Annotated in this window: 11 protein-coding genes and 3 pseudogenes; 12 read left to right on the forward strand and 2 right to left on the reverse strand. The window is 44.4% G+C overall.

Annotation, left to right across the window (positions count from 1 at the left end):
• The 11 genes and pseudogenes from A9180_RS24450 to A9180_RS23660 all read left to right on the forward strand — a co-directional run.
• A pseudogene (locus tag A9180_RS24450) lies at positions 1–157 on the forward strand (IS3 family transposase); the annotation flags it as partial.
• Between the two features lie 176 nt (positions 158–333).
• A complete protein-coding gene (locus A9180_RS24840; RefSeq protein ID WP_262364637.1) occupies positions 334–1,890 on the forward strand; it encodes a PAAR-like domain-containing protein in 1,557 nt (518 codons plus the stop codon).
• A 236-nt stretch (positions 1,891–2,126) separates the two neighbouring features.
• Positions 2,127–2,921 carry a hypothetical protein gene (locus tag A9180_RS20970; protein WP_064530426.1) on the forward strand — a complete coding sequence of 265 codons (795 nt, stop codon included), beginning with the start codon at positions 2,127–2,129 and terminating at the stop codon, positions 2,919–2,921.
• A gap of 137 nt (positions 2,922–3,058) precedes the next feature.
• On the forward strand, positions 3,059–3,334 hold the full coding sequence (locus tag A9180_RS20975) for a hypothetical protein (protein ID WP_064530427.1): 276 nt from the start codon (positions 3,059–3,061) through the stop codon (positions 3,332–3,334).
• A gap of 21 nt (positions 3,335–3,355) precedes the next feature.
• Positions 3,356–3,610, forward strand: a complete 255-nt coding sequence (locus A9180_RS24455; RefSeq protein WP_105289595.1) for a hypothetical protein — start codon at positions 3,356–3,358, stop codon at positions 3,608–3,610.
• Positions 3,611–3,716: 106 nt separating this feature from the next.
• Positions 3,717–4,976 (forward strand): hypothetical protein, encoded by a 1,260-nt coding sequence (locus A9180_RS20980; RefSeq protein WP_064530428.1) that lies wholly within the window; start codon positions 3,717–3,719, stop codon positions 4,974–4,976.
• On the forward strand, positions 4,973–5,392 hold the full coding sequence (locus A9180_RS20985; RefSeq protein ID WP_077883554.1) for a thioredoxin domain-containing protein: 420 nt from the start codon (positions 4,973–4,975) through the stop codon (positions 5,390–5,392). The genes A9180_RS20980 and A9180_RS20985 overlap by 4 nt, the downstream gene beginning before the upstream one ends.
• A gap of 377 nt (positions 5,393–5,769) precedes the next feature.
• A pseudogene (locus A9180_RS20990) lies at positions 5,770–6,843 on the forward strand (ISAs1 family transposase); the annotation flags it as partial.
• 231 nt (positions 6,844–7,074) lie between these two features.
• Positions 7,075–7,578: a hypothetical protein gene (locus A9180_RS20995; RefSeq protein ID WP_064530430.1), complete on the forward strand. Its 504-nt coding sequence runs from the start codon at positions 7,075–7,077 to the stop codon at positions 7,576–7,578.
• Between the two features lie 141 nt (positions 7,579–7,719).
• Positions 7,720–8,208 carry an integrating conjugative element protein gene (locus tag A9180_RS21000; protein WP_064530431.1) on the forward strand — a complete coding sequence of 163 codons (489 nt, stop codon included), beginning with the start codon at positions 7,720–7,722 and terminating at the stop codon, positions 8,206–8,208.
• 25 nt (positions 8,209–8,233) lie between these two features.
• A pseudogene (locus A9180_RS23660) lies at positions 8,234–8,428 on the forward strand (ISAs1 family transposase); the annotation flags it as partial.
• Between the two features lie 50 nt (positions 8,429–8,478).
• On the opposite strand, the gene yafV reads toward A9180_RS23660, so the two are convergent.
• Positions 8,479–9,249 carry a 2-oxoglutaramate amidase gene (yafV, locus tag A9180_RS21005; RefSeq protein ID WP_064530432.1) on the reverse strand — a complete coding sequence of 257 codons (771 nt, stop codon included), beginning with the start codon at positions 9,247–9,249 and terminating at the stop codon, positions 8,479–8,481.
• A gap of 180 nt (positions 9,250–9,429) precedes the next feature.
• Here yafV and ivy point away from each other — a divergent pair, with 180 nt between their 5' ends.
• Positions 9,430–9,876: an Ivy family C-type lysozyme inhibitor gene (gene ivy, locus A9180_RS21010; protein ID WP_016159303.1), complete on the forward strand. Its 447-nt coding sequence runs from the start codon at positions 9,430–9,432 to the stop codon at positions 9,874–9,876.
• 42 nt (positions 9,877–9,918) lie between these two features.
• Here ivy and fadE read toward each other — a convergent pair whose 3' ends face one another.
• The gene (fadE, locus tag A9180_RS21015) at positions 9,919–12,363 is read right to left on the reverse strand and encodes an acyl-CoA dehydrogenase FadE (RefSeq protein ID WP_064530433.1); all 2,445 of its coding nucleotides are present in this window, start codon (positions 12,361–12,363) and stop codon (positions 9,919–9,921) included.
• Positions 12,364–12,585 lie beyond the last annotated feature (222 nt).

Consider the following 12,585-nt stretch of genomic DNA (forward strand, 5'->3'; position numbering starts at 1 on the left):
CTACGCGAATTTTAGCGAAGCCAGCACGGCAATAACGAATTACATCACAGGATATTACAGCCAGCTCAGACCTCATCAATATAATGGTGGTTTGACGCCGAATGAATCAGAACGATTGTTCTGGAAAAACTCTAAAGCTGTGGCCAGTTTTTGTTGACCACTACAGTTGGCGATGGAGTATTGCTTGTTGCAGGAGAAGGCGGGGCAGCTTTTCATAATGGTGTTTTATGGCAGAGTTTATTTTTACAGTATAAAATGACTCAGGCTGTAGATAATCCATCATAACATTTAAACGGTGGCGACACAGAGTGACGTATAGAAACCAACGTTTATATAAACGGGCGGGAAGCCAGTTCCAAAGCATCAGACGGAAAATCCGCTGGTGCATTTCCCGATCCCTGCTGGTCCCCTCCTCCTCCGCCCACAGGCCCAGTCGTTGTGCCTTATTCCAACACTGCGTATGCACGCGATTTGCAGAACGGGACAGCAACAGTATTTATCTGTAAATCGATGGTGGCACAGAAAGATCGCTCATACTTCTCCACCAGTGAAGGGAATGTTCCGGCAACGCCTGGATTCCAGAAGGGGGTTGCCTCCCATGTGATTAAAGGAAAAGCGTATTTCAAATCCTGGTCGCCCAACGTCAAGTTTGAAGGGCTGGAGGTTCCGCGCCATGAAGATTTGATAACACACAATCATGGTTCCACGGCCAATACACCGCCACATAAGTATATTGATAAAGATGTATTAATAGACGAATGCAAGAAAAACTATGATAAGGTTAAATCAGCTTGCAAAAAAGATCCTAACCAAAAACCTACGTTTGAAAGATTATTGGGGGAAAAGAAATATAAAAATTTAGAACCTTTGCTTAAGAAAGTTGGAATAGATTCAGCCGACTGGATGGAGCATTGTGATGGTTTATGGGTGAAACCCGGATCATTTGGCCTGTCGAAAATTAAGGAAGACTTATCAGAACTGCTTAGCGATATAAAAAACATTCTGAATACCGAGATTGGTGATATCGCAGAGCAAGTTGGGGATGAGATTATCGACCGAGCCATAGAGGCAGGCGAAGACATTGCTATAAGAAAAGCACGTAATGCCGGAATTCGTCATGTTGCAGCTTTGGGCGGAGCTGCTGCTGGTGGCGTGGGAGCTCTAGTAACAGAAGGCGCGGCGGCAATATGGACCATTGGAGATTCAGCCTGGGGGGTAATTGAAGGCGGAGTAGAGGCTTATGATGCTTTGGATATTATAGGTGCCGCAGGAGATGAACTTAAGCTTCTGCCTGGGAAAGTCGAGAAAATGTTAAAAGATGCCGTTGATAATCCTGTAAAAGCAATAACCGATATGATGTCACTGCTCAGCCGACTCAATCCCTGTACCAGGGCCAAGAAATGCATTTTTGTTCCATATGATATGGCAGAAGACTTACAAGGGCATGGATGCTGCCCTGGACAAACCGGACATCATGTGTTACCCGGCGCTATGTTTTATAACAACACAAATTGTCCGAAGTATCGAGATGGTAAAACTCAAGCACATAAAAATGCACCAACAATTTGTGTTGAAGGTACAACAAATAGTCCTGAGTGGGGTAGTCATGGTCAATTGCATGGTAAAATGAGGGATAAAATAAACGAATACAAAAAACCGGGTATTTTTAAGTTCGGTGATCATAATAAGATTGATTATGATGATGCCAGGGATATGGCGATTGATGCTGTCATGGAAACTTTTCCTGAATCTCTATGTAAGCGTAAATGTCTTGAGAAACAATTAGATGAATATTATAAAGAAATGTGCAAGCCTAATATATTAAATGCAAGTAGTGGTATGGGAGGAAAACAATCCCGTCCATACTCTTCCTCCAGTAAAAACAAATAAAAATAACGCGAGATTAAAAATATGCTTATTACTCAAGATGAGTACAATGAAATATTCAACGGGTTTTATATTAATGGTGTTGCAGTAAGAGACACTGGTTATATTTATATAACCATACGAGAAAAGCGAGACGATATAGACCCTGTAATGGAAGAACATCTGGCAAGAAAAAAATTTGTTTCCTTTTTTTTGATGAACCATTAGGAGAGCAATGGGGATACAGCGGTTATGAAGGAATGGACAAGATATTTTCGGCTACAACCAGTATTCCATTCAGTCAGTACGTGGGCGTTACAATGGAAAATGAGGTTTTTGCTATAGGTAGTGGTTTTGAAGGACTTGAAGAGCCGATCCCATATGAATTTGCCATTAGGAATACCCGAACTATTGGTGGACGAGTGTATGTTGTAGGATGCGCACGTAGTGTTGTTCGCAGGATAGACAGAAATAATTGGGAGAAACTAAATAAAGGTATCAATCTACCTGCGCAAGATGAAATTAAAACAATCCGTGAACAGATGCTATTCCTGGGCGCTGCTGGATTTAGTTGTGTGGATGGCTTCTCTGAAAATGATATCTATGCCGCAGGCGGTAAGGGGGATGTCTGGAATTTCGATGGTGATGAATGGAGGCAAATTCATTTTCCCAGCAACATGCTCATTGAATCTATCTGTTGTGGTCAGGATGGCTATGTCTATATTGGTGCGCAAAGCGGTACTATATTTAAAGGTCGAAAAGATCAATGGAAAATGATTCATCGGGGAGAGTTAACCTTACCGTTCAGGCAAATGGTATGGTATGAAAATTGTGTCTGGGCAACGTCTGATTATGGTGTGTGGCAAATAATTGGGGATGATGTTGTTCAGCCAGATTTACCCAGCGAGGTAAAAATGTGCGCTGGTTATATCAGTTGTACAGAAAAAAACCTAGTTCTGGCCGGGTATTATGGTGTAGCACGCTTAGAAAACGGTCACTGGGATATATTGATTAATTGTGTTCAGGCAGAGAAAGGTGATTTCTGTTCTGAGTAGTGATTGTCGCACTGCCATTACAGTCCAGAGACAGGATGTCAACTTTCATTATTAATCAGAAAATATCATAGATAAAAACGTTTAAGAATGCAGTTGGATATTTATTATGCATAAATTATACACCCCTAATAAATTGAATGCAAATAGTGGTATTGGTGGGCGTCAGTCTTGACTATTCTCTAATAAAGAAAAATCAAAATAAAATACATATTAAATTTATGCTGATCACTCAAAATGAATACGATGAAATTTTTAAATATTATTATATAAATGGTGTGGCTGTAAGGGATACTGGTTATATATATTTAACTTTGCGTGAGGCCAGAGATGATATTGTTCCAGTGATGGAAGAGTATAAAGCAAAAAAGAAGTTCGTCTCTTTTTATCATAATGAACCATTAGGTGAACAATAGGGATATTGTAGGTATGAATGAATGGATAAGATTTTCTCAGCTACAACCATTACTCCATTTAGTCAATATGTCGGTGTTACAATGGTCGGTGAGGTTTATGCTATTGGCAGCGTATCAGGATCGTGTATGGGGACGTCTGACTATGGTATATGGCAGATTATGGGAGACGAAGTTATTCAACCAGTTTTACCGCCGGAGGTAAAAATGTGCTCTGGTTATATTAGTTGTACAGAATTAATTCTGGTACTGGCTGGATACTACAGCGCTGCTCGCTAGGAAGACAATAACTGGGATATACTGATTAATCATCTTCAGGCAGAAGGGGGAAATAGTTAGTAATTGCACAATACTTTCATCACAACTAATTATCATGGAAATTTAAATGGGCATTAATATAATAAAACCACTAATACAACAACATGCCAGAGATGCTGTATTTTACTGGCAACAGATTGTTTCAGGATGTTATTCACCACTTATTACCACACAGAAACGCTATCATTTTCATCGTCAGTTAAACGCGCATATGGATGGTTTACGGGCAGCAGGTAACCATGGCTGGGACGCAGCATTTAAAAATTACTCACGCTGGAAATCTGAAGGTGAAGCTTTTGTTTGCTGGTTGCTGGCACTGGAACAGAATGACAAATCGTATATTGCGCAGTTGCATAAAATAGCTACCAGGAATATTGAACCATCATTACGAGGTATGACAGAAGCTCTAGCCTGGCTACCTGAGTCGCAAGCCCGATTAATTCTTGCACACTGGCGTCAGGATTCAGCATCAGATGATTTTATGCTTGAGGCCTGGCTACGCGCTTCAGCAATTGCCGGAATAATTCCACTGGAGGATCTGTCTCCATTATTCGCGCATAAAAACCCACGAATACGCGCCAGTTGCTGTTATCTGGCAGGGAAACTGCGTCTGCATAACTGGCAGCAGGCCATAATCAATATTCTGTCAGACTATGAAGCCGACGTAAGAGAAGAAGCTATACTGGCACTGGCCTGGCTGTCACCTTGTACTGATATCGTGTATGAACTACATGATCTCCTGCTTTTCCATTTGCAGAACGCGCCTCAACGAGGGCTTGCTGCGGTTATTTTGCTCAGGAAACAGGAATATATTGCACGTATGACAGGACTATGCCTGCCACAGGGTGATCCACGTTTAGACAATATTATCAGTTCCATACCAGAGCGTTTACGTCTGCTGACTCTTGCTTATCACGGTGATCCAGCACAACTTCCCGTTCTTTATGATGCTATTAAAACAGAACATACCGCTCGTCTGGCATTCTGGTCAATTGGGTTCATTTCCGGGCTGGATATGACCACACCAGAACACTGTATACAGGAAACTGCAACAACAAATAATGATGAAGAACCACTGAGTTTTAAATCTGATGACACAGATATCGGACTTGTGAGACCAAATGCTCCCGCAGTAATTGCTGACTCCAGTGCATTAAATATCCCCTCTGGTCCTCTTATTTATGGAAAAAAACCATCAATTGAATGGTGTCATGAGTTGTTGTCAACAGCGACTCAGGCAGCACGTTTCGCAGCATCATGGCATCTTGCCACTGGTGATTTGACAGTCCCTAAAGTTGATATCCGTAACGGAAGGATTACATTATGAATAGTAAGAGGAATTACTGGCTTCCAGGTGATAATGCAGTTCAGATAAGCAAGATGCTCCATGAGGGGCGCCGCCTGATTGTATGCCTGTGTGCCAGTTGGTGTTCATCCTGCCAGACATGGGAGAATCATTTCTCCCAATTGGCACAAGAATATACCGCTGATTGCTTCGTATGGCTGGATATTGATAAGCATCCTGACATGGTTGCAGATGTCGATCTTGACACATTGCCCGTTATTTTAATCCAGGATAACAAAACTGTATATTTTCTCGGTACGATAAAGCCAGAAATATCAATATTAAAAAAATTGCTCGGCACAGATAATTTGAAGATAAAAGTGCAAGACCCCGGAATCAGAAGTTTCCTATTAGAAGATGGAGAGGCTGAATACAATACTGGGGAAATATATTATTGATTAGAGCCGATTTTCAACGATGATTATTATACTCAAAAAACATCGATTCGTCTGGGTGACAAATCTTAATTAATTTATTTTTAATGATTTTATAGCAAAAAACTAAGCATTTTGATGTTTATTGGGAACATGTACATTAATTAAGTTGATGGATTTTTTTTTGCTTGTTAATAAATAAGCCTTCCCAGCCCTGAATGCACGATAAGATTATCGGTTTGCATTTAATTACTTATCAGGGAAAGATCACGTAACGCTGCTTTTTTGTACTAAATGATTCGCATTTTATGTTCAATAATTGAGATATTCCTTATTGTCTAAAACTGTTTTTCATAGCTTATATATGATCAAATACTCCTTACATAAATAAGGAGAGCAAAATGGAACTTAAAAAATTGATGGAACATATTTCTATTATCCCCGATTACAGACAAGCCTGGAAAGTGGAACATAAATTGTCTGATATTCTACTGTTGACTATTTGCGCCGTCATTTCTGGTGCAGAGGGATGGGAAGATATAGAGGATTTTGGGGAAACACATCTCGATTTTTTAAAACAATATGGTGATTTTGAAAATGGTATTCCTGTTCACGATACCATTGCCAGAGTTGTATCCTGTATCAGTCCTGCAAAATTTCACGAGTGCTTTATTAACTGGATGCGTGACTGCCATTCATCAAATGATAAAGACGTCATTGCAATTGATGGAAAAACACTCCGGCATTCTTATGACAAGAGTCGCCGTAAGGGAGCGATTCATGTCATTAGCGCGTTCTCAACTATGCACAGTCTGGTCCTCGGACAGATCAAGACGTATGAGAAATCTAATGAGATTACAGCTATCCCTGAACTTCTTAACATGTTGGATATTAAAGGAAAAATTATCACAACTGATGCGATGGGTTGCCAGAAAGATATTGCAGATAAGATACAAAAACAGGGAGGTGATTATTTATTCGCTGTAAAAGGAAATCAGGGGCGGTTTAATAAAGCCTTTGAGGAAAAATTTCCACTGAAAGAATTAAATAATCCAAAGCATGACAGTTACGCAATTAGTGAAAAGAGTCACGGCAGAGAAGAAATCCGTCTTCACATTGTTTGCGATGTCCCTGATGAACTTATTGATTTCACGTTTGAATGGAAAGGACTGAAGAAATTATGCGTGGCAGCCTCCTTTCGATCAATAATAGCAGAACAAAAGAAAGAACTCGAAATGACGGTCAGATATTATATCAGTTATGCTGATTTAACCGCAGAGAAGTTTGCCACAGCGATCCGAAATCACTGGCACGTGGAGAATAAGCTGCACTGGCGTCTGGACGTGGTAATGAATGAAGACGACTGCAAAATAAGAAGAGGAAACGCAGCAGAATTATTTTCAGGGATATGGAAGATCGCTATTAATATTTTAACGAAAGATAAGATACTCAAGGCAGGGGCAAGATGTAAGGTGTGAAAAGCAGCTGCGGACAGAGACTACCTCGCGTCAGTCCTTGCGGGGGCGGGCTTTCGTAATCTTGCTCTGCAAGGGATGATAAAAAGTGCAACTTTATTCCACGCAGCTATTTAGACAGCGTACAGTAAACAAACGAAAGTTGTTATTTCAATGGTCAGGACAAGAGCATGAAGTGTTTACTACACACTATGCTCTTGTCCTGGAGTCAGGTCTTGTTTGGAGGGATAAATGGTAGATATTGTCGAGGCCGATAAAACGGATATTTATTTCATTCAGGAGAGTGTTTATGGCAAAATCGGGTTGCCAGCTTTTGGTAATACAATAGGACCATCTGCACAGCAGATTGTTAAAAAGGTATTCGTTGTCGTTAAAGAACGAGATAAAACACATGCAAAACAGAGATTATTGTTGGAATATAATGGTAATAAACTCTGGATGAATGCTATAGATGGCAGTGAAGCTATCCTGCCAACAGAATTTTCTAAGCGATACGAACTTTCATTATTCAATACTACTAATTTTGGAGAAGATCCTTTTCCTGATGTTAATTTATATAATAATGTGAAATCGAGTTTTTTTGTAAGGTTTGGTGGAACATCCCATCCCGAGGCTTGGGCTATTTATAATGCAAGGACGAAAGAGGTAAAATATATAGAAACTGCAAGGGAGATTGATAAAATATTCAGTGATTTTAATTTGAATGATATATTGCCAATTCACATTGGTCAATGACTTTTTATATTGTGTGATTAAACGATTAAACGATTAAACGATTAAACGATTAAACGATTAAACGATTAAACGATTAAACATTAATGATGATTTATAATATCATCATTATTCTATAACATGAATAAATGGGTTGAATGTGTTATGTTAAAAATGAGTTTATACGTAATAATATTGTTGTTTTCCTTTCAGATTAGTACAGCCATTGCTGGCAAGGAAAGTGAGGTTGTTTCGCCATTATCCATGGGTGTTAATTCTTCACTAGCAATGGAAAATATTTCTGAATATTCCACATCATCGGAACCACAGCAACAGGGAGTATTTCCTGTAATATGTACTCGACTTCATCCAGGCACTGTAATGAAACGCCAGTTATTTTCAGGCTGGGGGCCTGTTTTTATAATTGGTGATGATCCTTTTTCTCTGCGCTGGATGAGTGAACATCTGGCGATGCTTAAATCGCTAAATGCCCTTGGTTTGGTTGTTAATGTTGAATCAGTAGATCGAATGGATGTATTACAGCAGCGGGCTGATGGGTTATTGTTATTGCCTGTTATCTGCGATAATTTTGTGCAAGCTCTGCAATTAAATGCGTATCCGGTATTAATCACAGAGATGGAAATATCACAATGATTAATAACGTAATTACTGCTAATGATATGGTTATTTTGAAAATGGTATTCCTGTTCACTACACCATTGCCAGAGTTGTATCCTGTATCAGTCCAGTAAAATTTCACGAATGCTTTATTAACTGGATGCGTGACTGCCATTCTTCAGATGGCAAAGACGTCATCGCGATTGATGGAAAAGCACTTCCACACTCCTATGTTAAAAGTGGTCGCAGGAGAGCGGGCTTTCGTAGTCTTCACCGACTCTCCCCGTCCTTAAACACAACGCCCACTCACAGCAACCTAAACTCATCCGCATCCCGCCATGCCGGAAACTTTTCTCTATATTCCCGTAACGCCACCATCGAAAGTTCCGCATCTATGCGCGTGGCCTGGTGCGGTTCGGCGGTGGCGATAATCTCTCCTTGTGGGTTAATTACCCGACTGTCACCGCGATAATGGCAGCCGTTGCCATCGCTGCCGACGCGATTACATCCCACCACATACGCCTGATTCTCAATCGCGCGGGCTGTCAACAACGCCTGCCAGTGCAGAGAGCGTGGAGCAGGCCAGTTGGCAACGTAGATTGCCAGGTCATAATCATTGAGATTGCGTGACCACACCGGAAAACGCAGGTCGTAGCACACCAGCGGCAAAATACGCCAGCCGCGCCATTCCACAATCACTCGCTCATTGCCCGCTTTATAATGCAGATGTTCATCCGCCATTCGAAACAGATGACGCTTGTCATAAAAATGCACCGTGCCGCCCGGCTCAACCAGCAAAAAGCGATTAACCGCACCAGAGTCCGTTTGCAATGCAACACTGCCTGCAATCAGCGCATTGCACTGCTGCGCTTTGGCGGTCATCCAGTTCACCACGTCGTGCTGCGCCAGAGACGTAACCGCCGCTTCCATGGCAAAGCCGCTGGTAAACATCTCCGGCAAAACGATCACATCACGCCCGGTAATACTTTCCAGTTGTCGATCAAAGTGGCGCAGGTTGGCGGGACCATCCATCCACACCAACGGTTGCTGCAAAAGCGTAATCTTCAAACCAGGCACGGTGTACAACTCCTTTATGCGAAGGGTTTTATCACTTTAACACCTTATCAGGCTATTACCTTACTGCGGAATAAATTGATAACAAATGCTGATATTGGAAATATCTGATTTGCAAACTATCGTGTTATCGCCAGGCTTTAGGGTGTTAATAACATGGGCAGGATAAGCTCGGGAGGAATGATGTTTAAGGCAATAACGACGGTCGCCGCTTTGGTCATCGCCACCAGTGCAATGGCGCAGGATGATTTAACCATTAGCAGCCTTGCAAAGGGCGAAGCCACCAAAGCTGCGTTTAATCAGATGGTGCAAGGGCATAAGCTGCCAGTCTGGGTGATGAAAGGCGGTACTTATACCCCCGCACAAACCGTAACGTTGGGAGATGAGACTTATCAGGTAATGAGTGCGTGTAAGCCGCATGACTGCGGCTCGCAACGTATTGCGGTGATGTGGTCCGAGAAATCTAATCAAATGACGGGACTGTTCTCGACCATTGATGAGAAAACTTCCCAGGAGAAACTCACCTGGCTGAATGTGAACGATGCGCTCTCGATTGATGGTAAAACGGTGCTGTTCGCGGCGTTGACAGGCAGCCTGGAAAACCATCCGGATGGCTTTAATTTTAAATAATTAGCAGATAAAGAAACGGAGCCTTTCGGCTCCGTTATTCAATTACGCGGCTTCAACTTTCCGCACTTTCTCCGGCAACTTTACTGGCTTCGTCGCCAGCTCTTCCGGCTCAAAGTCATCAACGTTAATACTGCGCAGACGGCTCTCTTCCGCTTTCACCAGAATGGCGGCTTCATCTTTATCAATCAGCCCCTTCGCCAGCGCGTTGTGCGCCAGTTCATCCAGACGGGTAAATGGCAGGTTTTTACCCAGCTCTTTACAGATCCGCTGATGAATCGGGTCGGCGGCAATCACATCCACCAGCGCCTCTTCCAGCAGGCCAACCGGATTATGCTCGCTCGGCGTCAGGTACTGACCGCGACCAATGCGGGAACGGGTGTCGCTCGGCACTTGTAAAATCTTCGCCACTTTATGATCCAGCTTGTCAGACGGTGCCAGATAGTGACGTCCGGTCGGGAAGATCACCACATTCAGCAACCCGGCAACCACGCGGTTCGGGAAGTTTTGCAGTAAATCATCCATCGCCTGTTCAGCCTGATACAGCGCATCCTGAACGCCCCAGTGTACCAGCGGCAGATCGGCTTCATTACGGCCTTCATCGTCATAACGCTTCAGAACGGCAGAGGCGAGGTAAAGCTGGCTTAAAATATCCCCCAGACGTGCCGAGATGCGCTCGCGACGTTTCAGGCTGCCGCCCAGCACCGCCATTGAGACATCAGAAAGCAGGGCGAGGTTGGCGCTCAGGCGGTTCAGATGCTGATAATAACGTTTAGTGGCATCGCCGGTTGGCGTGCTGCTGGTTAAACCGCGCGTCAGGCCCAGCCAGAAGCTGCGAACTTTGTTGCTGCCGACGTGACCGATATGTTTGAACAACAGTTTATCGAACGCGTTGACGTCATTGTTCTTCGCCGCTTCCATCTCTTCCAGCACGTACGGATGGCAACGAATCGCCCCCTGGCCGAAGATCATCATGCTGCGGGTCAGAATATTCGCCCCTTCAACAGTGATGGCAATCGGTGCGCCCTGGTAAGCACGCGCCAGGAAGTTGCTCTGCCCGAGCATAATACCTTTACCGCCAGTGATATCCATCGCATCAATAATCGACTGCTGCCCGCGGTGGGTACAGTGATACTTAACGATAGCCGACAGCACGGCAGGTTTTTCACCGAGCATAATGCCGTAGGTAATCAGCGATGCCGCAGCATCCATCACATAAGCGTTCCCGGCAATACGCGCCAGCGGTTCTTCAATCCCTTCCATCTTGCCGATAGAGATTTTGAACTGACGACGAATGTGAGCATACGCGCCGGTTGCCAGTGCTACCGACTTCACGCCGCCGGTTGAGTTGGAAGGCAGGGTAATGCCGCGGCCCACTGAGAGGCACTCCACCAGCATCCGCCAGCCTTGTCCGGCCATTTTTGGTCCGCCGATAATGTAATCGATCGGTACGAAGACATCTTTACCGCGCGTCGGTCCGTTCTGGAATGGCACGTTCAGCGGGAAGTGGCGACGACCAATCTCCACGCCCGGCGTGGTGGTCGGGATCAGCGCACAGGTAATGCCTAAATCTTCTGCACCACCGAGTAATTTCTCCGGATCGGAGAGTTTAAACGCCAGACCAAGCACGGTCGCAATTGGCGCGAGCGTAATGTAGCGTTTGTTCCAGGTCAGACGCATGCCCAGCACCTGCTGGCCCTGCCATTCACCCATGCAGACAATCCCGGTGTCCGGAATCGCGCCCGCATCGGAACCCGCTTCCGGGCTGGTCAGTGCAAAGCAAGGGATCTCCTGACCACGCGCCAGACGCGGCAGATAGTGATTTTTCTGCTCGTCAGTGCCGTAATGTTGTAGCAGTTCGCCCGGGCCTAGTGAGTTCGGCACGCCGACGGTAATCGCCAGGATCCCGCTCACGCCAGAGAGTTTTTGCAGCACGCGAGACTGGGCATAAGCCGAGAACTCCAGCCCGCCGTACTCTTTTTTGATGATCATCGCGAAGAAGCGATGCTCTTTCAGATACGCCCACAGCTCCGGCGGCAGGTCTGCCAGTTCATGGGTGATCTGGAAATCATTCGCCATCCGGCAGGCTTCTTCTACCGGGCCGTCGAGAAACGCTTGCTCTTCAGCGGTCAGGCGCGGCTGCGGATAGTTATGCAGCTTTTTCCAGTCCGGTTTGCCCTGGAACAAGTCGCCTTCCCACCAGGTGGTGCCGGCATCAATCGCTTCTTTCTCGGTGCGCGACATCGGTGGCATCACCTTACGGAATCCACGGAATACCGGAGCGGAAATCATCGACTTACGCATAGGCGCAAAGTTAAACGGCACGAGGATAATGGCCAGAGGCACCAGTACCCACGCCGACCACAGACCAGCGACGCCGAGGGCGGCTGTCCAGGCGAGCAAAATCAGACTGCTGATAAATAAGCTCACGCGGTGATAGAACAGCGCGCCGAGCAGGACAACCGTAGCGAGAATACTCAAAATCATCATAACGAAAAGCCCCTTACTTGTAGGAGGTCCGACCACTTGTGATGATATGGTTGTAGTGGATGTGAAAACATTTAGCAATGCATTTACAATATAATTACAACAAAGCTCACATTGTTGCTGTTTTTATCCGCACTTCAGGTCAAAAAGTCCTGGTCATTGCACCTGCCTGTACTTCTCGCTTTTGGCGGTATCCGGTACACTGCATTTTGTCTATTACATTTA

This window comes from Escherichia sp. B1147 (genome assembly GCF_001660175.1).
In the GTDB taxonomy this organism is placed as follows: domain Bacteria; phylum Pseudomonadota; class Gammaproteobacteria; order Enterobacterales; family Enterobacteriaceae; genus Escherichia; species Escherichia whittamii.